The sequence below is a fragment of the Pseudomonas sp. LAIL14HWK12:I1 genome, assembly GCF_003202095.1.
Lineage (GTDB): Bacteria > Pseudomonadota > Gammaproteobacteria > Pseudomonadales > Pseudomonadaceae > Aquipseudomonas > Aquipseudomonas monteilii.
In genome coordinates, this window is record NZ_QJKG01000001.1 from 351391 (window position 1) to 378237 (window position 26847).

The window sequence follows — 26847 nt, forward strand, 5'->3', positions numbered from 1 at the left end:
GGCTGCAAGTTGAGCCCGGCATTCTACTCGCTATGCAGGCTGGCATAAATTGATTCGGCAAGCTTTTTACTGATGCCGGGGGCTTTGGCGATTTCATCGATACTGGCGCGGTTGAGCTCTTGCAGGCCGCCGAAATGTTTCAGCAGGTCGCGGCGGCGCTTCGGCCCTACCCCGGCCACATCTTCAAGGCTGGAGACGCGACGGGCCTTGCCACGACGGGCGCGGTGACCGGTGATGGCAAAACGGTGGGCTTCATCGCGGATCTGCTGGATCAGGTGCAGAGCGGCAGAATCGCCCTTGAGGGTAAATTCGTGGTGCACGTCGTTCAGATAAAGGGTCTCGAAGCCTGCCTTGCGGGTAACGCCTTTGGCCACGCCAAGCAGGGTCAGGTCGTTGAAGCCCAGTTCCTGCATCACATCGCGGGCCATGTTCAGCTGGCCCTTGCCGCCGTCCACCAGCAACACATCGGGCAGCTTGCCCTCGCCGTCCTTGATACGCCCGTAGCGGCGAGTCAGCGCCTGATGCATGGCGGCATAGTCATCACCACCGGTGATGCCTTCGATGTTGAACCGACGGTAATCGGACTTCAGCGGGCCTTCAGGGCCGAACACCACGCAGCTGGCCACGGTGGCTTCGCCGCTGGAATGGCTGATGTCGTAGCACTCCAGGCGCTGCGGCACTTCATCCAGGCCCAGCACTTCGGCCAGGGCCTCGAAGCGGGCAGCCATGTGCTGGCGGTTGGCCAGGCGGGCGTTGAGCGCCTGCTCGGCGTTGGTCACTGCCAGCTGCTGCCAGCGGGCGCGTGTGCCGCGTACCCGGTGGCTGATGGTCAGCTCGCGGCCACGCAGCGTGTGCAGCGCCTCGGTGATGGCTTCAAAGTCTTCGTGAACCACGTTGACGATCAACTCGCCAGGCAGTTCGCGCTCTGCATTGCCCAGGTAGTACTGGGAGAGGAATGCGGCCATGACCTCGGCCACCTCTTCCTCGATACCCACCTGCGGGAAAAAGTTCTTGCTGCCCAGTACTCGCCCACCGCGCACGCTGATCAGGTGCACGCAGGCGCCGCCCGGGTTGACGAAAGCGGCGATGACGTCGACATCGCCACTGCCACCTTCTATGTACTGCTGGTCCTGCACGCGCCGCAACAGGGAGATCTGGTCACGCAGCTCGGCAGCTTTCTCGAAATTGAGGGCCATGGCGGCCGTTTCCATCTCGGCATTCAGTTCGTTGCCCAACTGCTGGCTACGCCCTTCCAGAAACATGACCGAGTGGCGCACATCCTCAGCGTATTCCTCGGCAGTCACCAACCCGGTGCAGGGCCCTTTGCAGCGTTTGATCTGGTACTGCAGGCAAGGCCGGGTGCGGTTTGCGTAATAGCTGTCCTCGCACTGGCGCACGGAAAAGGCCTTTTGCAGCAAGCTGAGGCTTTCGCGGATGGCCCCGGCGCTGGGGTACGGGCCGAAGTAGCGGCCCTTGGCCTTTTTCGCCCCACGGTGAATGCCCAACCGTGGGAACTCGCCATCGGACAGGAACACATAGGGGTAGGATTTGTCGTCGCGCAGGAGGATGTTGTAGGGCGGGCGCCACTCCTTGATCAAGTTCTGTTCCAGCAGCAACGCCTCGGTTTCGTTGGCGGTGATGGTGGTTTCGACCTGCGCAATGCGCGCTACCAGCGCGGCGGTCTTGGGCGCCAGGCCAGTCTTGCGGAAATAGCTGGCCAGGCGCTTCTTGAGGTTCTTGGCCTTGCCCACGTAAAGCAGCCGGGCTTCGGCATCGAACATCCGGTAAACGCCCGGGCGACCACTGCAGGTCGCCAGGAATGCGCTGGCATCAAACACTTGAGACATGAGGTTTTACAGGCTTGCGTCGACCATACCGTGGCGAACGGCCAGCAAGGTCAGTTCGACGTCGCTGGTAACCGAGAGTTTTTCAAAGATCCGATAACGGTAAGTATTGACGGTCTTGGGCGAAAGGCACAACTTGTCAGAGATGATCTGCACTTTCTGGCAGCCGACGATCATCAGGGCAATCTGGATTTCCCGCTCGGACAACGCGTCAAACGGCGAACCCTGCGGCTGAAACGGTTTCAATGCCAACTGCTGGGCGATCTGCGGGCTGATATAGCGTTGGCCGGCAAAGGCCAGCCGAATAGCCTGGACCATTTCATCAAGGCCTGCCCCCTTGGTCAGATAGCCGGCAGCGCCGGCCTGCAGCAAGCGCGTGGGGAACGGGTCTTCCTCGCACACCGTCACGGCGACTACCTTGATGTCCGGATGGCTGCGCAGCAATTTGCGGGTAGCCTCCAGGCCACCGATGCCGGGCATTTTCACGTCCATCAGCACCACATCCGGCTTGAGCTCACGGGCCAGTTTGAGCGCCGACTCGCCCGAGTCCCCCTCACCCACTACCTGCAGGCCGTCGATGTCGGCGAGCATGCGCGTAATACCGGTTCGTACCAGATCGTGATCATCGACCACTAAGACCCTAATCAAGCACACACCTCGTCAGCAGGGCGATTGGATCCCGCCACCTTAACAAAATTTTTCACGGTGGGCCTAACGCATTGATTCCGTCAGAAACGCCTGACGCTCAACGGGCAGAGGCCTCGCTGTTTGCCGGGGTTTACCGTTGCTGGACAAACGCCCCAACAGGTGCCAAATCGCCGCCTGATCCTCGAACGGCAGTTGGCGGAATGCCCCCAGCAAACCGGACTCATCCGTGCTCAAACCTTCGAGCGGTGCAGGGGTGCGTGTACCGCTAAGCACATACAGCGCATCCACCCCCCTGACAGACAACGCGGCCAGGTAATCGATCCGAGGGGTACGCTCACCGCTTTCATACTTGCCCTGAGCATTGGGCTCGACACCGCCGATATCGCCAAAAACTCGCTGGGTCATGCCCAGTCGTTCGCGTTCTTCCCGCAGCCGCGGACCGAATCCATTCATTGGGGGCTCTCCTCTTCCCTGATATGCCAGATGCCCGCCCTACCGTCCGTAGGCGGCACAAACATGTGGATCCACTATGCCCATGGTCTGGGGTCACGACAAGCCATCATTGGGCTATTAATTGATGGCTCGCTGCATACGCACAAAGCAATCGTCTTCTCCCATTTCAACGAAACCGTGGCGCTGATACAGCTGACGGGCCGGGTTGCTGCGAAACACCATCAGCCGCAGCAGCGGCAGGCGCCGCTGCCTGGCCCAGAGCGCCAACTGCTCCAATACCCAGCTGCCGACCCCGCGCCCACGGTGCTCGGGCAACAGGTGCAACTCGCGGATGAACAACGCCTGGCGGTCCTGGCTAAGGCTGCAGAAACCCAGCAGGGTGTCGCCTTCGGTCACCAGCCACTGCTCGCGCCAGCCCCAGGCCTCGTCGAAGGCTTCTTCGATCCACAACAGGTCGTATTCGCGGTAGTACGGCAACATGGCGCGGCGCGTGAGGTCACGGGCAAAGGTGCAGTGGCGGTCGTTGGCGGGGGTTAACTGTAAAGGCATCGCATTTCGCTCATCGGGGATGACACACGGTCGCACAAACACCGCCCCTGCGGGTACGCCTCGCGTTTCTTGTAGCGAATCATCGCGCGACCCTGCCATTACCGTCTGTCTTGAGCCTAGATAATTCATTGATCAAGGTCACGGCCGGGTTACGAATTGTTTCTATGCTCAAAGCCTTCGGCACCCACGCCCAACGCCAACGGGAGCACCCATGGCAACCCCGTCACTGGCCAGCCAGCCGCAACTGGCCCGGCGCGATTCCCGCCCGCAGCTTGCCCACACGCCAGGGCGCGCCACCCTCGTGTTGTTCTTCGGCCTGCTACTGGCCGGTATTGCCTATACCGTCTGGAGCCTGAAACAGGATGTAACGGCCAGCGGAACGGTAATCACCACGGTCACACCGTTCCTTCTACTGGGCCTGGCGCTGCTGATTGCCCTGGGCTTCGAATTCGTCAATGGTTTTCATGACACCGCCAATGCAGTCGCCACGGTCATCTACACCCACTCGCTGCCAGCACCGGTGGCGGTCGTCTGGTCCGGGCTTTGCAACTTCCTTGGCGTGTTACTTTCCAGCGGCGCGGTGGCGTTCGGCATCATTGCCCTGCTGCCGGTGGAGCTGATTTTGCAGGTCGGTTCCTCGGCCGGCTTTGCCATGGTCTTCGCCCTGCTGCTGGCCGCCATCATCTGGAACCTCGGCACGTGGTGGCTGGGCCTGCCAGCCTCGTCCTCACACACCTTGATCGGCTCGATCATCGGCGTGGGTGTGGCCAACGCGCTGATGCATGGGCGTGACGGCACCAGTGGCGTGGACTGGGCCCAGGCCAGCAAAGTCGGCTATGCCTTGCTGTTCTCACCCCTGATCGGCTTTGCCTGCGCGGCCTTGTTGCTGATGGCGTTGCGCGCACTGGTCAAGCGCAAGGAACTGTATCAGGCGCCGGAAAGCCGCACCCCACCACCGTGGTGGATCCGCAGCGTCCTGATCCTCACCTGCACCGGCGTATCCTTTGCCCACGGCTCCAACGACGGCCAGAAAGGCATGGGCCTGATCATGCTGATCCTGGTCGGCACCCTGCCCATGGCCTATGCCCTGAACAAGACCATGCCCAACGAACAGGCTTTGCAGTTTTCTGCCGTCGCCGAAGTAACCCGCCAGGCGCTGGTGCGCAGCGACCCGCAAGCGGCCCCGGCCGACCCGCGCCAAGTACTGACCTTGTTCATTGCCGAGCCCAAGGCCAGCCCGCAACTGGTGCCGGCACTCGCGGCGCTGACCGGGATGATCGGCGACCAGGTCAAAGGCTATGGCTCGCTCAAGCGCGTGCCGGCTGAAGCCATGGCCAATGTGCGCAACGACATGTACCTGACCAGCGAAACCATTCGCCTGATCGAGAAAAAACACCTGGTGGCATTCGATGCCGACACCCGCAGCCATGTAGAACTGTTCAAGGCCCAACTGGACGATGCCACCCGCTACATTCCACTGTGGGTGAAGGTGGTCGTGGCCATCGCGCTGGGGCTGGGCACCATGGTTGGCTGGCGGCGTATCGTGGTGACGGTGGGCGAGAAGATCGGCAAGACCCACCTGAGCTATGCCCAGGGCGCCTCGGCTGAAGTGGTTGCGATGTGCACCATCGGCGCGGCGGACGTGTTCGGGCTGCCGGTTTCGACCACCCATGTGCTGAGCTCTGGCGTGGCCGGCACCATGGTCGCCAACGGCTCAGGCATACAGAAACGCACACTGATCAACCTGCTGATGGCCTGGGTGCTGACCCTGCCGGCAGCCATGGTGCTGGCAGGGTCGCTGTACTGGTTGTTGAACCAGGTCCTCTAGGTCAGTCAGGCAGGAATCTTCAGGCCGCGCTGCACGGCTGGCCGTTCAAGGAAGGCGGCCAGTACCCGTTGCACTTCCTTGAACTGATCAAAGCCTACCAACTCCCGCGCGTTGTAACGTTCCACCAGGTTGCGTACCCACGGGAAGATGGCGATGTCGGCGATGCTGTACGCGTCCACCATCCACTCCCGCCCTTTCAGGTGCCGATCCAGCACACCCAGCAGCCGTTTGGACTCGTTGACATAGCGATCACGCGGACGCTTGTCTTCATATTCCTTGCCAGCAAAGAAATGGAAGAAGCCAACCTGGCCAAACATCGGCCCGATGCCGCCCATCTGGAACATCAGCCACTGCAGGGTCTGGTAACGCTGGGCAGGGTCCTGACTGAGCAGTTGGCCGCTCTTCTCCGCCAGGTACTGCAGGATCGCCCCCGACTCGAACAGCGGCAGCGGCTGACCACCCGGCCCGTTGGGGTCGAGGATGGCCGGGATCTTGTTATTCGCGCTGAGCGAGATGAACTCGGGGCTCAACTGGTCATCGTTGTCAAAACTGACCTTGTGCGCCTCGTAGGCCAGGCCGATTTCTTCGAGCATGATCGACACCTTGACGCCGTTGGGTGTCGGCAGCGAATACAGCTGCAGGCGTTCTGGGTGTTTGGCGGGCCACTTGCGGGTAATCGGGAAAGCACTGAGATCGGTCATGATCAGCCTTGCCTGGGGAATGAACCTGTCACTCTAGAGACATCCCCGGCCGCTGACCATCACCGACCACTTATCAGCGCTGGCAACTCAGGCCTGACCGTGGGCCTTGAGCTTGAGCTTTTCGGTGTCGACACGCACGAACACCGAGTCGGCGGTCACGGTCAGCACATCGTCGGCCCAGACCTCGCAGATCACCCGGCTCTTGCGCCCTACTTCCCCTTCCACACGCGCCTTGAGCAACAGCTCGACGCCCATGGGCGTGGGTTTCAGGTAGGTCAGGTTGAGCGTACCCGTGACGCAGTCGATGCGCGGCAGGCTGCCCGGCTCGCGGCCTTCATTGCGGTAGTGGTAAGCCATGGCCGTCCAGTTGGAATGACAGTCGACCAGCATCGCCAGTAGGCCGCCGTAAACCAGGCCGGGCCAGCCGATGAAGGTGCTGTCGGGCGCATGGCGGCATATCAGATGAACGCCGTCGGCGTCCCAGTGGCTTTGCAGGTGCAGCCCGCTGGGGTGGGAGCACCCGCAGCCATAACACGTGCCGTCGGGTGCCGCGAGGGCCTGGAGGGAAAGGGCTTGGTCGTTCATACGCTTCCTGTGCTTATTGAAATGGGGGCGCGCAACGCCCCCATTAAAGCAGAAACATCAGGCCGTCTGGGCAACCACCTTGGCACGCCGCTGGGTCAGCGAAACCAGCAGGATGAACAGGGTGACGCCAGCAGTCATCAGGGTTTCGTAGCGGTAGGCATCGCTGAACAGCATGTAGCCCAGCACCATGACGATGGTGCCGATCACCAGCCAGGTCAGCCACGGGAACAGCCACATTTTCAGTTCCAGCGGCCGCCCTTCGCGCTCGGCCCGGGCACGCATGCGCAGTTGCGACACGGCAATCACCAGGTACACCAGCAAGGCGATGGCACCGGTGGTGGACAGCAGGAAGCCGAACACCTTGCCCGGGAACACATAGTTGACGAAGCAACCGGCAAAGCCTGCCAGGGTGGAGAAGATCACCGCCACGGTCGGTACCCCGGAGCCGGAGATGCGCTTGGTAACGCTCAGTGCCTGACCACGGGCACCCAGCGAATAGAGCATGCGCGATGCGGTATACAGACCCGAGTTCATGCAACTGGTCACCGCTACCAACACCACCAGGTCAACCAGCAGTTTGGCACCTGGCACGTTCAACACCTCCAGTACGCGCTGGAACGAACCGACCGCCTTGAGTTCAGGGTCGTTCCAGGCCACCAGCGACACCACCAGGAAAATCGACGCCAGATAGAAGATGGCGATACGGTACACCACCAGGTTGGTGGCGCGGCGGATCTTGTCTTTAGGGTTGGCGGTTTCGTCAGCGGCAATGGTGACGATTTCGGCACCGAAGAACGAGAAGATGGTGATCAGTACACCACCCAGCACCGTCCCGAAGCCGTTGGGCATGAAGCCGCCGTTGTCCCAAAGTCGGCTGACCCCGGACACCTCTGCCAGCGGCCAGAAGCCGAACACGGCCAAGGTGCAGACCACGATGAAGGCAATGATCGCCACCACCTTGACCAGGGCGAACCAGTACTCGAAGGCACCGAAGTTCTTCACGCTGATCAGGTTGGTGCCCGACAGCACCAGCATGATCAGGAAGGCGAACAGCCACGATGGCACCCCAGGGAAGTAGGCGTGGAGGATGTCAGCGCCGGCAATGGCCTCGACCGGAATGATCAGCACCCAGAACCACCAGTACAGCCAACCGATGGTAAAGCCCGCCCATGGGCCAATGGCTTCGGAGGCATAGGTGGAAAACGAGCCGCTGTTAGGGTTGGCGATGGCCATTTCGCCCAGCATACGCATCACCAGCAAGACCAGCAGGCCGGTCATGGCGTAGGAGATGAGGATGGCCGGGCCGGCGGTGGCAATGGCGTTGGAGGAGCCGATGAACAGGCCGGCGCCGATAATGCCCGCAATGGAAATCATGGAAACCTGACGGGAGGTCAGGCCGTGCTGCAGGGAACGCTGTTTCTTGTTGTGTTGCGAAGCCATGAAGAACCCTCGAATGGGTCGGCCGCAGCGAAGCGGCTGAAGGTCGGAGCAGAATTCTTATAAATTTCTGATGTTCGTTGTTGTTGTTTTGCAGATGCCGGAAGCGGTTACAAACCTCCTCTTCGCACGACCGGTTGTAATCGTTGATCCAGGTCAGTATTAATCTATAGGCCGGGGTCAACAAACGACCTTTTCGAACCACATGATTCCGCTTTGGAATGAACTCCTTCCTTTTTTGCTCGGTATTTGCCCGTCATGTCCAAACGCCTGATGCCTTCGACCACCGCCCTTCAGTGCTTCGAAGCGGCCGCCCGCCACCTCAGCTTCACCCGCGCGGCGCAGGAACTGCACCTGACCCAGAGCGCCGTCAGCAAGCAGGTGGCGCAGCTTGAGGACATGCTCTCGCACTCGCTGTTCCAGCGCATTCGCCGCCGCCTGCACCTGACCCCGGCCGGCGCGCTGTACCTCACCGAAGTGAACAAGATCCTCACCCAGATCGACATTTCCAGCCGCTACATCCTCAGCTACGGCGATGAAACCGAAGTACTGCGCATCGCCACCCAACCCACCTTCGGTGCACGCTGGCTGGTGCCCAGACTCAAGGGTTTTGGCGACCGCTACCCACGCATTCACCTGGACGTGCGCAACGAACTGGAACCGTTCGACCTGGTGCAGGCCAAGGCCGATATCGCGTTTTTCTTCGGCCAAGGCACCTGGCCCGGGGCGACCTGCATCGAGCTGTTCAGCGAAGAAGTGGTGCCGGTGTGCAGCCCGCAGCTATTGGCCAACCACCCTTTCGACAGTGCCCAGGCGCTGACCGAGCACCGGCTGCTGCAGTGCGTGTCACGGCCAGAGGCCTGGCACGAATGGTTTCTGGGGCTGGGGCTGCATAGCCAGAACAGCTACCACGGGCCGCGTTTCGATACGTTCTACCTGTGCATTCGCGCAGCGATTGCAGGCTGCGGTATCGCCCTGATTCCGCGCTATCTGGTGGCAGAGGAGCTAAGCGAGGGCAAGCTGGTGGTGGCCTGGGACCACCCGGTGGCGAGCAATGGCCGGCACTTTATCGCCCATGCCGAGCATGCGGCCGAAGTGCCGAAGATCAGGGCCTTTGTGCAGTGGATTCGGGAGCGGGTGGCTGAGGGCGATTGATATTGACCGCGCCGGCAAGATCACGAATCCACGGAATGATCGCAATCGAATAATTCGTTTGCGGAATAACCCGCCAACACGCTTGGATAATAAGAAACTCGAACAAGGTCCCGCGTGCCCATGAACCAGGAAAGTATCAGCCAATCCATTGCCATCGTTCACCCGATCACACTTTCCCATGGCCGCAATGCCGAAGTCTGGGACACCGACGGCAAACGTTACATCGACTTCGTCGGTGGTATCGGTGTGCTCAACCTGGGCCACTGCAACCCCGCCGTGGTCGAGGCGATCCAGACCCAGGCCACCCGCCTGACCCACTACGCCTTCAACGCCGCCCCGCACGGCCCGTATCTGGCACTGATGGAACAACTGAGCGGGTTCGTGCCCGTCAGCTATCCATTGGCCGGCATGCTCACCAACAGCGGTGCGGAAGCGGCCGAAAACGCTCTGAAAGTTGCCCGCGGCGCCACCGGCAAACGGGCCATCATCGCCTTCGACGGCGGCTTCCATGGCCGCACCCTGGCCACCCTGAACCTCAACGGCAAGGTCGCCCCGTACAAACAGCGGGTCGGTGAACTGCCTGGGCCGGTGTACCACCTGCCCTACCCCAGCGCCGACACCGGCGTGACCTGCGAGCAGGCGCTCAAGGCCATGGACCGCCTGTTCAGCGTCGAACTGGCTGTGGAAGACGTGGCAGCGTTCATTTTCGAGCCGGTGCAGGGTGAAGGCGGCTTCCTCGCCCTTGACCCCGCCTTCGCCCAGGCCCTGCGCCGCTTCTGCGACGAGCGCGGCATCCTGATTATCATCGACGAAATCCAGTCGGGCTTCGGCCGCACCGGCCAACGCTTCGCCTTCCCACGCCTTGGCATCGAACCCGATCTGTTGCTGCTGGCCAAGAGCATTGCCGGCGGCATGCCACTGGGTGCGGTGGTCGGGCGCAAGGATTTGATGGCTGCGCTGCCCAAGGGCGGCCTGGGCGGCACCTATTCGGGCAACCCGATTGCCTGTGCGGCGGCGCTGGCCAGCCTGGCGCAGATGACCGACGAGAACATCGCCACCTGGGGTGAGCGCCAGGAGCAGGCCATCGTCAGCCGCCATCAGCGCTGGCAGGCCTCAGGCCTGAGCCCGTTCATCGGCCGCCTGACCGGCGTGGGCGCCATGCGTGGCATCGAGTTCGTCAATGCCGATGGCAGCCCGGCGCCGGCACAACTGGCCAAGGTGATGGACGCCGCGCGGGCCAAGGGCTTGTTGCTGATGCCCAGCGGCAAGGCACGGCACATTATCCGCCTGTTGGCACCACTGACCATCGAGGCCGAGGTGCTCGAAGAAGGCCTGGATATCCTCGAGCAGTGCCTGGCCGAGCTGAACTGAGGCTTACAGCCCCAGTTCTTGCGGGGTGAGCATGTCGGACTCGAAGGCAATCCAGCCGCCTTCGAGTTCGGCATGGCCGTTGACGATCGGGCCGTAGTAGGTCAGGCCGTTCTCCAGGGTCACGCAAATGTGCGTGGCCGATTTCTCGGGGGCCGCGAGCGTACCGACGAAATGCACCTTCTTCAGGGTTTCGGTCACCGCTTCCAGGCCAACGCGCATGTTGGGGTTTTCCGCGGCCTCGGTATCTGCGCCGCGGTCTTCAGCGCTGATGGTCACAGTGGCGATGTACGGGTACTTGGTGCTCAAGCGGGGTTACCTCAGTGGATGTGTAGGCGTATGGGCGCGTAGAGTACGGCAGGCGGTCCCGGTTGTCTCTACAGGTGATCTGAATGCCCCGATCTGTTAGGGTGCCCGCCGATGCACGCCACACCACACGAGGATCCCGAGTGAGCGCCGAAGAACCCCTGATCGCCGACCTGTTCGATGTCGACAAACGCCTGTCCCTCAAGCCCGTCGTGGACTTCAACAGCTACCTGCGCAATGCCTTCGGCGAAGGCCCGTGCCGCTGCCACCGCTGCGCCGAAGGTGGTGACGAGAGCACCTACAGCCACGCCCACAGCTTCACCTTCGACGGCCGTCAGTGGCACCGCCGCTTTGCCAGCACCTCGGGTAGCGATGTTGCCCAAGCGCTGAAGAAGGCCTGGCTGTCGTACACCAAGGCCGACCTCAATCTGGTCGGCGCGCTGGACCTGAGCACCCTCAAGACCTTCACCGAAGCCGCTCTGCACCCGCGCCTGCTGGCCCTGCTGCCAGCCAGCGGCCTGGCCCGTGAAGTGGATGGCCAATGGATGCTGCAAGCCCAGGCCGACTGACGGCCCGGCGGCAGGGCAGGATTCCACCGGTCTGCTAACGTGGTGGAATCCGCCCATCCGCAGGTAGTCCGCCATGGCCCGCACAACGCCCATCGAGCTGTACCGCAATATCGGCATCGTCGCACACGTTGACGCCGGCAAGACCACGACTACCGAGCGGATCCTGTTCTACACCGGGGTCAACCACAAGATGGGCGAGGTGCACGATGGCGCCGCGACCATGGACTGGATGGCCCAGGAGCAGGAGCGCGGCATCACCATCACCTCGGCGGCGACCACGGCGTTCTGGCAAGGCTCGACCAAACAGTTCGCGCACAAGTACCGCTTCAACATCATCGACACCCCCGGCCACGTCGACTTCACCATCGAGGTGGAGCGCTCGTTGCGCGTGCTCGATGGCGCGGTGGTGGTATTCAGCGGCGCTGACGGGGTGGAGCCACAGTCCGAGACGGTCTGGCGCCAGGCCAACAAGTACCATGTGCCACGCCTGGCCTACATCAACAAGATGGACCGTCAGGGTGCTGACTTCCTGCGCGTGGTCAAGCAGATCGACCAGCGCCTGGGGCACCACCCGGTACCCATCCAGCTGGCCATCGGCAGCGAAGAAAACTTCGTCGGCCAAATCGACCTCGTGAAAATGAAGGCCATCTACTGGAACGATGCCGACCAGGGCACCAGCTACCGCGAAGAACCCATTCCCGAAGAACTGCAGGCGCTGGCCGACGAATGGCGTGCGCATATGATCGAGGCCGCCGCCGAGGCCAACGATGAGCTGACCATGAAGTTTCTCGAAGGCGAGGAATTGAGTGTCGACGAGATCAAGGCTGCGCTGCGCCAACGCACCATCGCCAACGAAATTGTACCGACCATCCTCGGCTCCTCGTTCAAGAACAAAGGCGTGCCGCTGATGCTCGACGCGGTGATCGACTACCTGCCCGCCCCGTCGGAAATCCCGGCGATCAAGGGCACCGACCCCGATGACGAAGATAAGCACCTGGAGCGCCACGCCGACGATAAAGAGCCGTTCTCGGCCCTGGCATTCAAGATCGCCACCGACCCCTTCGTCGGCACCCTCACCTTCGCCCGGGTGTATTCCGGCGTGCTCAGCTCGGGCAACGCAGTACTGAACTCGGTCAAGGGCAAGAAGGAACGCATCGGCCGCATGGTGCAGATGCACGCCAACCAGCGCGCCGAAATCAAGGACGTGTGCGCCGGCGACATCGCGGCGCTGATCGGCATGAAGGACGTGACCACCGGCGACACCCTGTGCGACATGGACAAGCCGATCATCCTGGAGCGCATGGACTTCCCCGACCCGGTGATTTCCGTGGCCGTCGAGCCGAAGACCAAGGCCGACCAGGAAAAAATGGGCATCGCCTTGGGCAAGCTGGCCCAGGAAGACCCGTCATTCCGCGTGCGCACCGACGAAGAAACCGGCCAGACCATCATTTCGGGCATGGGCGAGTTGCACCTGGACATCATCGTCGACCGCATGCGCCGCGAGTTCAATGTCGAGGCCAACATCGGCAAGCCGCAGGTGGCCTACCGCGAAAAAATCCGCAATACCTGCGAGATCGAGGGGCGTTTCGTCCGCCAGTCCGGCGGCCGTGGCCAGTATGGTCACTGCTGGATCCGCTTCGCCCCTGGCGACGAAGGCAAGGAAGGCCTGGAGTTCATCAACGAGATTGTCGGTGGCGTGGTACCACGCGAATACATTCCGGCGATACAGAAAGGTATCGAAGAGCAGATGAAAAACGGCGTACTGGCCGGCTACCCGCTTATCAACCTGAAAGCGGCGGTGTATGACGGCTCTTACCACGATGTCGACTCCAACGAAATGGCCTACAAGATCGCTGCGTCGATGGCCACCAAACAGCTGTCGCAGAAAGGTGGCGCGGTGCTGCTGGAGCCGGTGATGAAGGTGGAGGTGGTGACGCCGGAGGAGTACCAGGGTGACATTCTGGGTGACCTCAGCCGACGCCGCGGGATGATTCAGGACGGTGACGAAACGCCGGCAGGCAAGGTGATCCGTGCCGAGGTGCCGCTGGGCGAAATGTTCGGCTATGCCACCTCGATGCGCTCGATGACCCAGGGCCGAGCGAGCTTTTCGATGGAGTTCACCCGCTATGCCGAGGCACCGGCCAGTATTGCCGATGCCATTGTGAAGAAGAACCGCGGGGAGTGACTCATTAGCCTGTGCCGGCCTCTTCGCGGCTTTAGCCGCGAAGAGGCCGGCACAGGCAACCACCCACCCTCAGTGCTGCTCACCTGCCCGCTTCAACAGCTTCTTGCACCGCTCCGACAAGTGCACCACCCGCAGCTGCTTGCCCGCCTTGGCATACCGTTCACGCAGGGTCTTCAATGCCGCAATCGCCGAGTAATCGACAAAGCTCAGATGCTGGCAATCCAGCGTCACCTGAGCAGGGTCGCTGGCCGCATCGAACTGGTTGAGGAACGAGGTGGTAGAGGCGAAGAACAGCGTGCCATGTACCTGATAATGCTTGCCGCCCTGCGCATCCTCATGGCAGTCCGCATACAACTCCCGCGCATGCTGCCAGGCAAAGTTAAGGGCCGCGATGATGATGCCGAACAGCACCGCCATGGCCAGGTCGGTAAACACTGTCACGACAGTGACCGCAATGATCGCCAGCACGTCATTCACCGGCACTTTGTTAAGCACCCGCAGCGACGCCCAGGCAAAGGTCTGCTGGGCCACCACGAACATCACACCCACCAGTGCCGCCAGCGGAATGCGCTCGATCAGCGGCGACAGGAACAACACGAACAGCAAGATCATCACCCCGGCCACCACCCCGGACAGCCGGCCACGGCCATTGGAACTGAGGTTGATCACCGTCTGCCCGATCATCGCGCAGCCACCCATGCCACCGCACAGGCCCGAGACCATGTTCGCCGCACCCAGCGCCACGCACTCGCGGTCCGGGAAGCCTCGGCTCTCGGTGATTTCATCGGTCAGGTTGAGGGTAAGCAGGGTTTCCAGCAGCCCGACCATGGCCATCAGCACTGCGTAGGGGACGATGATCTTCAGGGTTTCCAGGTTCCAGGGCACATCCGGCAGCGCCAACCCCGGCAGGCCACCGGCGATGTGCGCCATGTCACCCAGGGTGCGGGTGGGCAGCCCGAGCAGGTAAACCAGCAGGCCAACACCCAGGATCGCCACCAGCGCCGGCGGAACTGCACGGGTCAGCTTCGGCAGCACGTAAACCACCGCCATGGTCAGCGCTACCAGCCCGATCATCAGGTACAGCGGCGCACCACTGAGCCAGTGCTCACCGTCCTTGAAATGCTCCAGCTGAGCCATGGCGATGACGATGGCCAAGCCGTTCACGAAGCCAAGCATCACCGGGTACGGCACCAGGCGTACCAGTTTGCCCAAGCGCAGCAGGCCGAACAGGATCATCACCACCCCGCCCAGCAACACCGTCGCCAGCAGGTACTGCACGCCGTGCTGCACCACCAGCGCGACGATCACCACGGCCATTGAGCCAGCGGCGCCGGAGATCATCCCGGGCCGACCGCCGAACAGCGCAGTCAGGGTACAGATGATGAATGCGCCATACAGGCCCATCAAAGGGTTGAGGTGGGCCACCAGGGCAAAAGCGATGCACTCGGGCACCAGGGCGAACGAGGTGGTGAGGCCAGCGAGCAGGTCGGCGCGTAGTCGGGCGGGTTTCATGGATATCCTGTGGTGCGGCCCGGGCGGGCGATACAAAAACAAGGGGCGCGATGTTACGGAATTTGTCTGGCAGCGGCCACCGCGAAGGCCGCTAGCGCGCAGCGCGGGTCAGCCACTCGGCCATGGCGGCATCCTCCAGCGCATACTCACCACGATTGGCTTTCCATACCAGTTCCTTCTCGCGCAAAGCATCCAGCGCTTTCTGTACGTTAGGCGTGCTGGCGATGACCTCTGCCTGAGCCTGCTCCAGCTTGCGACTTACCTCGACCAAAGTCTGCTCGGTAAATGGCGAAAACGGTTGGCGGCCTACAGTGCGCTCGGCGATGACCTCAAGCACCGCTTGCTGCAAGGGTGAGAGTTCGTTCCAGGCACTTTCGTAGTCGCTCCACACGCCAGCCTGATGATTGAGCGCCCCGGTGCGCAGAAGTTCGCCCAAATTGCCCGCTTCTCCCAGACCAACGCTGACCTCGGCCAGTAATTTGTTGAGCATTTCCGGGCGCCGCCCCACCCGCTCAAAAGCGTACGCCAGGTCATCAACCTTGAATTGATTACTGTCTGCCAGGCGCCGATTCCACAGCGCAGTGATGAACTCGACATATTCACCCCCCAACAACGGGAATGGCGTGATACTGGCGCCGAAGAACGGCTGCTTGCTTTTGAGCACCAAGTTGGCCAACTTGTCCCGGCTGGAGCCAGTGAACACCAGCCGCAGGCCATCCGGGCGATCACCACGGTTCAGGTTGTCACGCGCAGCCTTGAGGGCGAACATCGCGTTAAGGCCATCTTCGCTGTTGAGGGCATGCTGGGCCTCATCGATGATCAGCACAACCATCTGGCCCGACACTTGGTGCAATACAGCAAGTGCCTGAGCGAGGGTAGTGCCCGACGGTAGTTGAGGCCGAGTGAAATCCCAGCTGAGGGTGCGCAGCAGGTTGATCTTGTCGATACCGGCCTTTTTCGCAGTTTTCGTCAGCGCGCCTTCAAAGCTAGCCAGCGCTGCACCGATCGCACCACTGATGAGCTCGGCCGGATCCGCATTACGGTCCGACCAGAGGTCGACGTAAACCGGCAGCCAGCCCAGACGCACGCACTCAGGGATGAAGTCGTTATTGAGAAAGGTACTTTTCCCTGTACGCCTTGGTGCGGCAAGGAACATGCCCGAACTGTAGTCGACCAGCGACTCGCCAGCCAGGTCTTTGGCCAGGGCCTTGGCCAATTGGTCGCGACGCAGGAGCGGGCGGATCGGAGACATGGCTTTATCCTCAATTATCTTGATGACTATAATTTATAGCTTACAAGATAAAGCAAGATAAATCACATTTCCGCATTTCCCTCCACTGCGGCGCTTGTGATCCATGGCCGGCAAATCCCCGACAAATTTGCCATCATGTTGATTCCCCCCGCGGAGATCATGGACATGCCGCTACGCCCCCTTTTCACCACCCTGCTGCTGGTTACCAGCCTCGTCGCCCAGGCCGCCACCGAGGTGGTGCCTCTGCAGCACCGCGCCAGCGCCGAACTGCTGCCTGCGGCGCAGGCATTCGTCGGCAAGGACGGCACAGTCAGCGCCTTCGAGAACAAGCTGATCGTCAACGCCAGCCCCGAGCGCATCGACGACCTGCGCGCCCTGCTGCAACAACTGGACACCGCACCCAAACGCCTGCTGATCAGCGTCGACAACAACGACAGCAATTTCCAGGACAACCGGGGCAATGCCCGTGTTATCCACTACGGCACCAGCAACCGTGACGGCGGCATGCAACAGATCCAGGCCAGCGAAGGCCAGCCGGCGCTGATCCAGGTTGGCCAGAGCATCCCGATCACCACCACCAGTACCGACGGCTACGGGCGCATCCAGAGCAACACCGAATACCGCAACGTGACCCAGGGTTTCTACGTCACCCCCAGCTTGAGTGGCGATACGGTTCGTCTGCAAATAAGCACCAATAATGACCGTATCAGCCAGGAACGTGCTGATGTAGTGAAAGTGCAAAGCACCGACACGACAATCACCGGCAAGCTCGGAGAATGGATCACCCTGGCCGGCTACAACCAGCAGAGCCAAGCCGACCGTAGCGCCTCAAGCCACAGTTACAGCACCCAACGGGGTGAAAACATGACTTTGCGCGTCAAAGTCGACCTTCTCGACTGATCCCAGGCAATTCAAGGCCTCGACCAAAGGCCTTGAAACTGACTGCCAAGTCGCATTAGACCAAAGATGTAGTAAGTGAAAAAAACCACTACAAAACATTTGACAGGGTCTTTTTCCCAAGGGCATGATGGCCTCGCTCCCGCTAATCAGGGGCCCTGGCAAGGGCCTTCGAGGCGCGCTCCTCCCACCCCTGGAGGCGTCTCGTGTCTATACGGCCCACAAGGCGGTTCGACGGGATTGCGACTGCAACGAAGAAGTTGTCCCGAGGGACGGAAGCGCATCACCGCAGTACTGGCAATCGCGTAGCACCGCAGCAAGGCAACCACGAGCCGACCTGCCGGAGCACACCTTCGCCTGGCCTGCCCCCCTTCCCCCTTCGAGCCTTCGCGTTCGCCGCCGCACTCTCTAGAACAGGACAGCCGCCAGGCACCCTGATCTGCACCCGGGCATCAGCACAATTAACCCAAGATCGATGCGACGAGGTTTATTTCCATGGCACTGACACGCGAACAGCAAATTGCAGCCCTCGAGAAAGACTGGGCCGAGAACCCGCGCTGGAAAGGCGTGACCCGTACCTACTCCGCCGCCGATGTCGTTCGCCTGCGTGGCTCCATCCAGCCGGAGCACACCTTTGCTCGCCAAGGCGCAGAAAAACTGTGGAAGCTGGTCACCGAAGGTGCCCACCCGTCCTTCCGCCCAGAAAAAGATTTCGTGAACTGCATGGGCGCCCTCACCGGCGGCCAGGCAGTGCAACAGGTAAAAGCCGGCATCCAGGCCATCTACCTGTCCGGCTGGCAAGTAGCCGCCGACAACAACTCGGCCGAGTCCATGTACCCTGACCAGTCGCTGTACCCGGTCGATTCGGTACCGACCGTGGTCAAGCGCATCAACAACGCCTTCCGCCGCGCCGACCAGATCCAGTGGAAAGCCGGCAAGAACCCGGGCGACGATGGCTACATCGACTACTTCGCGCCCATCGTGGCTGACGCCGAAGCCGGTTTCGGTGGCGTACTGAACGCCTACGAACTGATGAAGAACATGATCGAAGCAGGCGCCGCCGGCGTGCACTTCGAAGACCAGCTGGCCTCGGTCAAAAAATGTGGTCACATGGGTGGCAAGGTATTGGTACCGACCCAGGAAGCCGTACAGAAGCTGGTGGCCGCGCGCCTGGCAGCCGACGTGTCGGGCGTGCCTACCATCATCCTGGCCCGCACCGACGCCAACGCCGCCGACCTGCTGACCAGCGACTGCGACCCGTACGACCAGCCGTTCGTGATCGGCGAGCGTACCCGTGAAGGCTTCTACAAGGTACGCGCCGGCCTCGACCAGGCCATCGCCCGCGGCCTGGCCTATGCGCCGTACGCCGACCTGATCTGGTGCGAAACCGCCAAGCCAGACCTGGACGAAGCCCGCCGCTTCGCCGAAGCGATCAAGAAGGAATACCCGGACCAGATCCTGTCGTACAACTGCTCGCCTTCGTTCAACTGGAAGAAGAACCTGGACGACGCGACCATCGCCAAGTTCCAGCGCGAGCTGTCGGCCATGGGCTACAAGCACCAGTTCATCACCCTGGCTGGCATTCACAACATGTGGCACGGCATGTTCAACCTGGCGCACGACTACGCCCGCAACGACATGACCGCCTACGTAAAGCTGCAAGAGCAGGAATTCGCGGACGCCAGCAAAGGCTACACCTTCGTGGCGCACCAGCAGGAAGTGGGCACTGGCTACTTCGACGACATGACCACCGTGATTCAGGGTGGCGCATCGTCGGTGACTGCACTGACCGGTTCGACCGAGGAAGAGCAGTTCCACTGATAGTGGGGTGCTGTTGAAGGAAGGCCCGGGGCTTGTGAAAGCCCCGGGCCTTTGTTTTTGACTGCACCGCCTGTTTGGGGGCAAGCCCGTATCAACACATAAACTCGCTCAACCTGTCAACTCGCTATAAAACATCGTAGCGCTGTTACCTCTAGGTATCAGGCCTATTCGACGAGGTAATCTCTGCCTCTGGCCGACATTGGTTGAAGGCACTTATAAGAAGCCCAGCGCTCCCGAGACGCTGGGCTTTTTTATATTTAATAAAGCAATTTGCGCCTCTCAGCGACGCCCCCATCCCTTGCGCCACGACTGTGACGCTGCGCCTGTGTTATTGCACTGATGAGAGACACCCGTTCTGCACCTAGCATTTTTGTCAGTTGCGCCCCCTTTTTTCTTCCTCAACACTGATGCTGGCACCATCGTTATGCCCCACACCATCTTTGCGCTAAGCGCGGGAGATTTCCCATGGATATCGCTGAATTGAAATTGGCTTTAGATAATAGCTGTCTGGAAATCGATAAATTTTCTGGAAACTGCCAAATCAAACTACCGATGGGAGAACTGTTAGGACAGATAAATGGAGTGCCACTGAAGCTTGAACTCAAGGGCCAACTGCACGATTCCAGCAAGCTGCCAACACTGAACTTCTATGATGTGGGAACTTGGCGAATGAGCGGTGGTTCATCGTATGATAAATACGAGATTCACGTCAGTGATGTACCACTGGTCAATGGCAGTAGCATGAGCGCCAACACGGATGACAAAGGGTCTCATTCTGCAGTTGGACCGGGATACGTCTTCGATGCCACACGCATTCTGACCATGAGGAAAAATGCGTTCAAGGACACGATATACGAATTTCAACAAAAGCCGCTGAAAGATCAAACCTTCACAGTGATGCATACCACAGGGATCGCTGAAATTTTCGATTGTGTAGGCGAACGAACCAAGGGGGCAAGCGAACCGCCTCTGGTGCTGACGCGTGAAATACTCGAGTCGAATGGTAAAGGACTGAAATTCACTTGGCACACAGAGAACGGCGACGCTCGAATCACGGAAATTCAAGACTCGATCGGCACTGTCCTAACAGCACGTTGGGACTGGAGTGACAAACAGGCACCCAAATTAAGCCAGCTGGTACTTTATCCGAATAGCCATGAGGCAGTTCAATACGATTGCCGCTACGAGGATGACGCACTGGAGGTAAGCCTTACAAAGCAGCACCCCTTCCTTGACAAGACGGTCTATCGCCTTGAAACAGGTGCAGATCATATAAAAATGAGGACCACTACTCATTTCAAGAAAAAAAACAGCGACATACAAACGTCTAAAATTGAGTTCAACCGCCACATCGATGAAACTTTAACGTGGAAAGGCGACAAAACCAAAACGCATACCATTGAACTGCCTGACAGCACGGCTCGCCTAACGAGGACGTGGAATTGGCAAAAAAACGTCACACATATCACCTTGGCCAGTGAGCAAAAACCTTCAACGCAGACAAGTGAAGCAAAAACCACCTCTCAGTCAGAAGAGAACGTAGAGACACTCGAAGACGTAACTTACAAACACAGTGACGGCATCATCAAAAGCCTGGAGTCCAAATCCCGCAACTCGACATCGCTGCTTACCTGGGAAGTCACGTCAGATCCGAAAGCGCGGACTTCAACTAGCTGCATGACTCATACGGTCGACGGTGTTGAAATCAGTAAGACCGAATCAACCTTCAACGCACAGGGAAATCTCATCGAGATTAAACGAGGCGATGAAAAGATTCAATGGACCCACTTCAATAATTATACTCATTACAGCACGGAGTCCGAAATCACCGATGACGCCGGCCCCCTTATAGAGGCACTGGGGTGGATCATAAAGGGCGGCCACCCATCTCTCCATCTCCTGAATTTCGCTTCCAATACGGTCCGCAAATTCACCACATTCAGGTCGAGCGCTCCCAATAATTATGCTAAAGATTCGTTTAATCTTCCGCTGGATATAAATTACCCCGGCGACGAACTCGGGTTCAGCAATCATATTGAAAGCGAGCGGGTCACTCAAGTGAACGCAGAAGGTGAGACAACCACCAGAATCACCTACTTCGGCTATGACAAAGTGCCCACTATCCCGAATGACCTTATCGACCGCAACCACGTAGTGGTGCTAGCGCGAAAACTGACCGTGCTGATGCCGAAGGTTTCGACTGTGAGCGTTACTGAAGCTCAACGAGCAATCGCCGACAAAGCCATCGAGCAGATGGTCACCGCCCTAAAGGTGTGCATCAACTCCGTCAAGGACGACGATTACTTAAGGGAAGGCTACGAAGCCAGCATGGCCTCCATTAAGAACGCCGCTAAGGCGCAAAGCGAAATGAATGATAAAGGGTTCAAACTCGACACTTGGCAAAACGTACCAATGACCGTAGAGGAGTTCACCTATGACACAGCGCCTACCTCAGCGCATTTCTGCACATTGAAATCCAGCACTGTCTACAGCTTGGACGAAGCAGGCAGTAAAATCGAAAGCTCTGAGGTCAACACCATCCTCACCTATGAGACGAACAGCAAAGCGCCACGTAGAATCACCACAAACACACTTTCAACCTCTTCCAAGGAAGTATTGAAGACCAGCTATGTGCAAGAAGGTTTTGCCAGAACACCTGTCGAGCGGACCGATGCTGCCGGGATAAAGACGCAATATGGCTTTGTCAACGGCGCGTTATCAACAACTAAAATTACTCAAGGCACATCAACCCTGAGCTCGGCTCGCATAGGGTACTCCATCGATGCTGAAAAACGCACTATTCAAATGCAGATCAATGACGAGAAAGGATTGAATCGACGCATCACGTATGATGAGCGCGGCAGAATACGTGCTGAGTGGACCAACATGATAGGCAGTGAGGACGCATGGCGTCAATCGAGCGAAGCAACCTATAATGAAAGCGGCGGCACGATCACGAAGTACATATACGACACACAAGGCAAACAGCATGAGCTGTCAGTCGAGCACTTCGACACGCACGGCAACTCAACCCAATTGTTTGAATATGATTATGACGCCCTTGGAAACATCTTTGACATACGAACAACCGAATGGACCTCGACCCCTACCGAGATCACTAAAAAAATTGTAATGAAGGACCGTGATGGCACTGTCCTCGATACGCGAACTCAGACCGAGCAGAGGAAGGGTTCGGAAATCGTGATCAAGCGGGGAGCTTTCACCGAAACGTATAAATGGGATGCCAGTCAACGCAAGGCTCATTATTCAAACGGTAACAAAGGGGCTGCAGAGACCCTCCAACTGACTATCGACCATGATTCTTATGGGCAACCCATTCGCACACAATATTCGAAAAAAATGGGCGAAAAGATAATCGACATTTCCCTGCACACCACCGAATATAATGTTCACGGTTTACCCCGAAAAATTACGGCGGATTCAGCCCCTCCCCTCACATTTGAGTATGATGCAACAGGGCGCCTGACAAAGAAAGAAAAGGACGGCGCAGTGCTATCTTATGAATATGAAAAGGACAGCGCCAGCCCAACTCCCATTTCGATGAGCATGCTTGAAGCCACTAAGGCAGATGAGTCAAGAAACGAGGCAGCGCCAACTCTACTTGGCAAGCAGACTTTAGATGCATGGGGCCGTATGGCCACACAAACAGTGAATGGTGTCACCAGGAGTTACACATATGCCGGTGCGTCTTCGATAGCGTCCCCCAACCCGCAGAGTATAGACAATCTGTTCAAGGGATACACACAGAAGTGGAACTCTAGGGACAGAACCTACACCGAAACATGTTCTTACTCCGCCGAGGCAAGCGACGACAGAAGTCAAACCCTCTCCACCCAAAGTGAATTGAGCCTGCGTGGTCGACTGATCAAAATGACCGACATCGCTGGGCAACAGACGTCCTATACCTATGACACCTTTAATCGAGTCATCAAACAGGTCAACCCAGCTTGCATCACAACTGCAGTATTCACGGATGATGGTCGGTTGCAAAGCGAGGCTGTGCAAGATGTCACCAGCAAACGCGTGATGAGCATCAGTTACAGCTATGATGTGCTGGGTCGCGAAACTGAAAGGCGTTTCACGAGTGACGGGATGGATACTATAGTTTTGCAGCGGGAATTGTCACCCGCAGGGCGCCTGGTGAAACACTCTTTGAATGTAAGCGATAAACCCAAGTACATCCACGAGTATGAATATAATGACCGTGGCCAATTGGTCGATTGGAATGGCAATGGCGCCAGCTATTCACTCCAGACCAGAGACTATTATCGAGAGGCCTATGGGTATGACGCGATTGGCAATATGACCACCTATGGCTTTAACGATACCAACGATGCGAAAAAACCCGGGATGCATCCACGCAAGTTCTCTACGGACATACCGGGCCTGCTCTTGGAGTTCCGAGGTTCCAAACTTCAAAATAAAAATGGTCGCATCAGCGAGAATATCTCCTACTCCGACGACGGCCGCGTTTCGCATATCATCTGGCCGGTGAGCTATGGCCCGAAGCACCCTGAACTTCATTTCACCTATGACTCTACTGGGCGTGTCCGCGCCTTGTTCACATCGGGGGGCAATGACGCTCCCCGGGGCTTTCAGCTGCATTATCGCGGCGACAGGGTTTATGCGCGGAGCCAGAAAACAACCAATGGCCGTTTTTGGAACGGAACGTTGGCGAAGACTGATATCATCATCAATGAGAGCGTGGGGTGCTCCTTACGCCAGACGATCTCTTTCGACAAAGATGATAAGAAATCTGCACTCGTGTCTTTTGAATTGCGTGATGCCAGCGGGACTATTTTCGCAACCGTCAAGACTGACGGCAAACTGGGCGCATGGCACAATTACTCGCCCTATGGCCACCGTAATGTCGACCTTGAATGGACCGATTGGTTAGGTTTTAAAGGTGAAGTCATATACCCGCGAGCATTTTATTATCTGGGAAGCTACCGCGCCTATGACCCCAGCCTAATGACCTTCTGCAGCCCTGATGATGCAAGCCCCTTCGGATTCGGAGGGCCTGCCACGTATGCTTTCTGTGCAGGAGACCCGATTAACTACCATGATCCAAGCGGGCACATGCGGGTCTCACACCTTAGCGCAGTGGTCGCGCCTCCAATCATGACCACAAAGGAATTTCGGATTTTCGTCGCCGTGGGTAGCATCATCACTGCGCCTATCGGCGGGGGTGCGCTCGCCGCAATGCTGGGTGTCGTTGCTGGTGGGCTGGAGCTAGCGTCCGTGCTAGTAGAAGACAGCGACCCTGAACTTGCGTCGGCACTAAATGTGCTGTCGTTCGGTACCGGCATGGGCAGTTTGGCTGCCGGCCTTAGCGGCGTCACCAGGCTTACCGGCGCCGCCTCGAAAGGGATGATCCGAACGCGCATAGTACTAAACAAGACAATGGCCGGAGTTGGCGGCTATCGCTACATTGACGACAGTTTACGCTTATGGGAAGACACCCATAAAGGTGTCAAGCGCTTGGTAATTCAAGTGCACGGGGTAGCTGATGAGGCAGGGAGAGCGTTAGGCCAAGTTGCGACCAGCGAAGGAAACTTGAGCGCCGGTGAGTTCCTTGAGTATCTCGCGAAGAAAGGCGTAAATATTGACGACTATGGCAAAATAAAGATGCACTCCTGTCATAGCGCGTCTCATCACAATAGCTTCGGCGACTCGTTTGCGAAGGATTTAGCCCGCTTGACCAAAAAGGAAGTGAAGGGCTATCAAGGAAAAATGCATCTCAGCCTAGCGCTGGGCGAGATCCTCACAAATCCAGCCCAATATTTCGACGACCCAAGCATTTATCAGTTACTCGGCAACGAGACCGGCAAAGCAGAATTGCTTCAAGCCTGGCGACCGCGCAAGATCGAATGGGCACGCGACATCAATGGGCTGCCTATGTTCGATTCGAATGGTATTGCGATACCTCGCTCGTTTAATCGGTTCAAACCCGTCACCTTCAAGCCTCGACCGGGCTCCTGGCAGATAGATGAGTTATTGGGCGACCACTCTTACGAGAAAGTGATCAAACGATTCAATAAAAATCCCGGTGCCTATTCAGACCCCTATGAAGAGCTTAATAATTTCCAGAGAAAACAGGAGGGCACACTGCTGAGGTATCTACTCGATGGGGATTCGCTATGTTAGAATTCGGCGTAGCGTGACGCTGCCTTTCACACTCTGTGACGGCAGAACCTAGGAGAGTCTCGAAAACGCGCCGACGCATCAAAAGGATTGGTCGTTGGTGACGATGTCAACAGTATTCGACTGAACACGCGCAGTTAGCCTGATCCGCTGGGCACTTTGGATGCCCAGGCTTGGTTAAGCCTGGGCATTTCTTGAGTAACGAAAACATACAACCGCCACACAATTTATCCGAGTTGGCGCAATGGCTGTACTGACCGTCATTCTAGCCCGTACCGACATCAACGCCCTGACCAGATGACCAGCGATCGCAGTAGCTACGATCAGCACCTGGGTCATCGCACTCAGGTAGTGGGCAGCCCAGATCATCATCGACTTCTCTTCCATCAGGCCGGTGATGGTCAGTTCGCGCACATAGCCCATCAGTTCCGAAGATTGCTCGCGGGCGTCGCGGCAGGGAATGCCTGGCTCGATGCGAAACAGTGGGTGGGTGCCGTTTTTGCCTTGGTAGAAGGTGGTTTTGCCGACGGTGAATTGGGTGTCTTCTGTGGTCATTGTTCAATCCCCTCATAATTCTCGACTGCCTGAGCGGGCCTCTTCGCGGGCACGCCCGCCCCCACAAGTACTGTGCAATTCCTGAAGACTGCGGTGATCCTGTGGCAGCGGGCATGCCCGCGAAAGGGCCGGTACAGGCCAAAGCAAAACCCGGGATCAGGTCTATGCTTGTGGCAGCCCAGCCGCAAGGACCGCCCATGCCCCGTCCAAGCCACCTGACCACAATCGCCCTGGCCGCCGCCGCCTTCTATATATGTGCACTGGCCAGCGACAACACCCTGCTCGCCCTGCTCGCCAAACCGATCCCGGTACTGGCCCTGATCGCCTGGCTGCGTAGCGCTCCCGCCACACCTTATTGCCGCTGGATCACTTTCGGCCTGGCCTTCTCGGTACTCGGTGACATCCTGCTGGCCATCCCCGCCGACCTGTTCGTGTTCGGCCTGGTCGCATTCCTTTGTGCCCACCTGGCCTACCTGCGCGCATATTGCGGCCAAACCTTGCGCCCCGCCCTACCCGCATTCCTGTTTAGCGCCCTCACCGGCATCACCCTGTTCGGCGTACTCGCCAACCACGGCCTCGGCCCATTGCTAATCCCGGTCGCCGTGTATGCCCTGGCAATCAGCGCCATGCTCTGGCGCGCGCTGGCCTGCGGCGGCCTGGCGGCCCTCGGCGCCTGCCTGTTCGTGTTTTCCGACAGCCTCATCGGCCTCGACCGTTTCGTCAGCCCGTTCACTGCGGCGCAGTACCTGATCATCGTGGCCCATTGGCTCGGCCAGTGGGCAATCGCTGCTTCAGCGCAGCCCGGGGCATTCGCAAAAACATTGACCCAGAGCGGTGCAAGCGGTGTCAGAGGCTGATAGAACGAGCGCCGAGTGGAATTGCAAGCGGGGGCATGGGTACATGAACTTAACAAGGTTCAATCTCATTAAAGTAATGCGGCTCAGCCTAGATGATATTAATTATCATTACTAATCTTGTAATTCGTTACCACTCGCAAGAAACATAATTAACAAAACA

At 58.8% G+C, this 26847-nt stretch carries 19 protein-coding genes and 1 pseudogene; 9 read left to right on the forward strand and 11 right to left on the reverse strand.

Annotation, left to right across the window (positions count from 1 at the left end; all coding sequences use genetic code 11):
- Window positions 1-23: 23 nt before the first annotated feature.
- The 4 genes from uvrC to D906_RS01720 form a co-directional block, all read right to left on the reverse strand.
- The gene (gene uvrC / locus D906_RS01705) at window positions 24-1847 is read right to left on the reverse strand and encodes an excinuclease ABC subunit UvrC (protein ID WP_027615052.1); all 1824 of its coding nucleotides are present in this window, start codon (window positions 1845-1847) and stop codon (window positions 24-26) included.
- Window positions 1848-1853: 6 nt separating this feature from the next.
- Window positions 1854-2492 (reverse strand): UvrY/SirA/GacA family response regulator transcription factor, encoded by a 639-nt coding sequence (gene uvrY / locus D906_RS01710; RefSeq protein WP_003251380.1) that lies wholly within the window; start codon window positions 2490-2492, stop codon window positions 1854-1856.
- 63 nt (window positions 2493-2555) lie between these two features.
- A complete protein-coding gene (locus D906_RS01715; protein WP_027608766.1) occupies window positions 2556-2945 on the reverse strand; it encodes a helix-turn-helix domain-containing protein in 390 nt (129 codons plus the stop codon).
- Window positions 2946-3062: 117 nt separating this feature from the next.
- Window positions 3063-3494, reverse strand: coding sequence for a GNAT family N-acetyltransferase (locus D906_RS01720; protein WP_016711581.1), 432 nt, complete (start codon window positions 3492-3494; stop codon window positions 3063-3065).
- Between the two features lie 211 nt (window positions 3495-3705).
- Between D906_RS01720 and D906_RS01725 the strand changes: the two genes are divergently transcribed.
- Complete coding sequence (locus tag D906_RS01725; protein ID WP_019096368.1) at window positions 3706-5322, forward strand: inorganic phosphate transporter; 1617 nt, start codon at window positions 3706-3708, stop codon at window positions 5320-5322.
- Window positions 5323-5327: 5 nt separating this feature from the next.
- Here the strand turns inward: D906_RS01725 and D906_RS01730 are convergent, their stop codons facing one another.
- The 3 genes from D906_RS01730 to D906_RS01740 form a co-directional block, all read right to left on the reverse strand.
- Window positions 5328-6023 (reverse strand): glutathione S-transferase N-terminal domain-containing protein, encoded by a 696-nt coding sequence (locus tag D906_RS01730; protein ID WP_019096369.1) that lies wholly within the window; start codon window positions 6021-6023, stop codon window positions 5328-5330.
- An 87-nt stretch (window positions 6024-6110) separates the two neighbouring features.
- Window positions 6111-6608, reverse strand: coding sequence for a PaaI family thioesterase (locus tag D906_RS01735; protein ID WP_025753385.1), 498 nt, complete (start codon window positions 6606-6608; stop codon window positions 6111-6113).
- Between the two features lie 57 nt (window positions 6609-6665).
- Window positions 6666-8048 (reverse strand): amino acid permease, encoded by a 1383-nt coding sequence (locus tag D906_RS01740; protein ID WP_016711585.1) that lies wholly within the window; start codon window positions 8046-8048, stop codon window positions 6666-6668.
- Window positions 8049-8303: 255 nt separating this feature from the next.
- On the opposite strand from D906_RS01740, the gene gcvA reads away from it, so the two are divergent.
- Together gcvA and D906_RS01750 are read left to right on the forward strand one after the other, a co-directional pair.
- Entirely contained in the window at window positions 8304-9200 is an 897-nt protein-coding gene (gene gcvA / locus D906_RS01745; RefSeq protein WP_016711586.1) for a transcriptional regulator GcvA, read from the forward strand.
- A 120-nt stretch (window positions 9201-9320) separates the two neighbouring features.
- Window positions 9321-10571 carry an aspartate aminotransferase family protein gene (locus D906_RS01750; protein WP_019098396.1) on the forward strand — a complete coding sequence of 417 codons (1251 nt, stop codon included), beginning with the start codon at window positions 9321-9323 and terminating at the stop codon, window positions 10569-10571.
- A gap of 3 nt (window positions 10572-10574) precedes the next feature.
- On the opposite strand, the gene D906_RS01755 is transcribed toward D906_RS01750, so the two are convergent.
- Window positions 10575-10877, reverse strand: coding sequence for a hypothetical protein (locus D906_RS01755; protein WP_025753382.1), 303 nt, complete (start codon window positions 10875-10877; stop codon window positions 10575-10577).
- A 140-nt stretch (window positions 10878-11017) separates the two neighbouring features.
- On the opposite strand from D906_RS01755, the gene D906_RS01760 reads away from it, so the two are divergent.
- Together D906_RS01760 and fusA are read left to right on the forward strand one after the other, a co-directional pair.
- Entirely contained in the window at window positions 11018-11443 is a 426-nt protein-coding gene (locus D906_RS01760) for a hypothetical protein (protein WP_019098397.1), read from the forward strand.
- Between the two features lie 73 nt (window positions 11444-11516).
- On the forward strand, window positions 11517-13628 hold the full coding sequence (gene fusA, locus D906_RS01765; RefSeq protein ID WP_019098398.1) for an elongation factor G: 2112 nt from the start codon (window positions 11517-11519) through the stop codon (window positions 13626-13628).
- A 69-nt stretch (window positions 13629-13697) separates the two neighbouring features.
- Here fusA and D906_RS01770 read toward each other — a convergent pair whose 3' ends face one another.
- A complete protein-coding gene (locus D906_RS01770; protein WP_027615053.1) occupies window positions 13698-15140 on the reverse strand; it encodes a SulP family inorganic anion transporter in 1443 nt (480 codons plus the stop codon).
- 91 nt (window positions 15141-15231) lie between these two features.
- On the reverse strand, window positions 15232-16392 hold the full coding sequence (locus D906_RS01775) for a hypothetical protein (protein ID WP_027615054.1): 1161 nt from the start codon (window positions 16390-16392) through the stop codon (window positions 15232-15234).
- A 165-nt stretch (window positions 16393-16557) separates the two neighbouring features.
- On the opposite strand from D906_RS01775, the gene D906_RS01780 reads away from it, so the two are divergent.
- The 3 genes from D906_RS01780 (at window position 16558) to D906_RS01790 (ending at window position 25278) form a co-directional block, all read left to right on the forward strand.
- On the forward strand, window positions 16558-17292 hold the full coding sequence (locus tag D906_RS01780; RefSeq protein WP_027615055.1) for a secretin N-terminal domain-containing protein: 735 nt from the start codon (window positions 16558-16560) through the stop codon (window positions 17290-17292).
- Window positions 17293-17784: 492 nt separating this feature from the next.
- Window positions 17785-19110 (forward strand): isocitrate lyase, encoded by a 1326-nt coding sequence (gene aceA, locus D906_RS01785; protein ID WP_016711593.1) that lies wholly within the window; start codon window positions 17785-17787, stop codon window positions 19108-19110.
- A 465-nt stretch (window positions 19111-19575) separates the two neighbouring features.
- Window positions 19576-25278, forward strand: coding sequence for an RHS repeat-associated core domain-containing protein (locus D906_RS01790; RefSeq protein ID WP_028614357.1), 5703 nt, complete (start codon window positions 19576-19578; stop codon window positions 25276-25278).
- A 318-nt stretch (window positions 25279-25596) separates the two neighbouring features.
- On the opposite strand, the pseudogene D906_RS01795 reads toward D906_RS01790, so the two are convergent.
- Window positions 25597-25830: pseudogene (locus D906_RS01795) on the reverse strand (DUF3077 domain-containing protein); the annotation flags it as partial.
- A 197-nt stretch (window positions 25831-26027) separates the two neighbouring features.
- Here D906_RS01795 and D906_RS01800 point away from each other — a divergent pair.
- Window positions 26028-26687: a lysoplasmalogenase gene (locus tag D906_RS01800; RefSeq protein ID WP_027615058.1), complete on the forward strand. Its 660-nt coding sequence runs from the start codon at window positions 26028-26030 to the stop codon at window positions 26685-26687.
- Window positions 26688-26847: the final 160 nt, after the last annotated feature.

What these genes read in the sequence shown, in the direction of transcription:
- uvrC (WP_027615052.1), bottom strand. Translation starts at nt 1,847, where the DNA reads ATGTCTCAAGTGTTTGATGCCAGCGCATTCCTGGCGACCTGCAGTGGT.
- D906_RS01715 (WP_027608766.1), bottom strand. Translation starts at nt 2,945, where the DNA reads ATGAATGGATTCGGTCCGCGGCTGCGGGAAGAACGCGAACGACTGGGC.
- D906_RS01720 (WP_016711581.1), bottom strand. Translation starts at nt 3,494, where the DNA reads ATGCCTTTACAGTTAACCCCCGCCAACGACCGCCACTGCACCTTTGCC.
- D906_RS01725 (WP_019096368.1), top strand. Translation starts at nt 3,706, where the DNA reads ATGGCAACCCCGTCACTGGCCAGCCAGCCGCAACTGGCCCGGCGCGAT.
- D906_RS01730 (WP_019096369.1), bottom strand. Translation starts at nt 6,023, where the DNA reads ATGACCGATCTCAGTGCTTTCCCGATTACCCGCAAGTGGCCCGCCAAA.
- D906_RS01735 (WP_025753385.1), bottom strand. Translation starts at nt 6,608, where the DNA reads ATGAACGACCAAGCCCTTTCCCTCCAGGCCCTCGCGGCACCCGACGGC.
- D906_RS01740 (WP_016711585.1), bottom strand. Translation starts at nt 8,048, where the DNA reads ATGGCTTCGCAACACAACAAGAAACAGCGTTCCCTGCAGCACGGCCTG.
- gcvA (WP_016711586.1), top strand. Translation starts at nt 8,304, where the DNA reads ATGTCCAAACGCCTGATGCCTTCGACCACCGCCCTTCAGTGCTTCGAA.
- D906_RS01750 (WP_019098396.1), top strand. Translation starts at nt 9,321, where the DNA reads ATGAACCAGGAAAGTATCAGCCAATCCATTGCCATCGTTCACCCGATC.
- fusA (WP_019098398.1), top strand. Translation starts at nt 11,517, where the DNA reads ATGGCCCGCACAACGCCCATCGAGCTGTACCGCAATATCGGCATCGTC.
- D906_RS01770 (WP_027615053.1), bottom strand. Translation starts at nt 15,140, where the DNA reads ATGAAACCCGCCCGACTACGCGCCGACCTGCTCGCTGGCCTCACCACC.
- D906_RS01775 (WP_027615054.1), bottom strand. Translation starts at nt 16,392, where the DNA reads ATGTCTCCGATCCGCCCGCTCCTGCGTCGCGACCAATTGGCCAAGGCC.
- D906_RS01780 (WP_027615055.1), top strand. Translation starts at nt 16,558, where the DNA reads ATGCCGCTACGCCCCCTTTTCACCACCCTGCTGCTGGTTACCAGCCTC.
- aceA (WP_016711593.1), top strand. Translation starts at nt 17,785, where the DNA reads ATGGCACTGACACGCGAACAGCAAATTGCAGCCCTCGAGAAAGACTGG.
- D906_RS01790 (WP_028614357.1), top strand. Translation starts at nt 19,576, where the DNA reads ATGGATATCGCTGAATTGAAATTGGCTTTAGATAATAGCTGTCTGGAA.
- D906_RS01800 (WP_027615058.1), top strand. Translation starts at nt 26,028, where the DNA reads ATGCCCCGTCCAAGCCACCTGACCACAATCGCCCTGGCCGCCGCCGCC.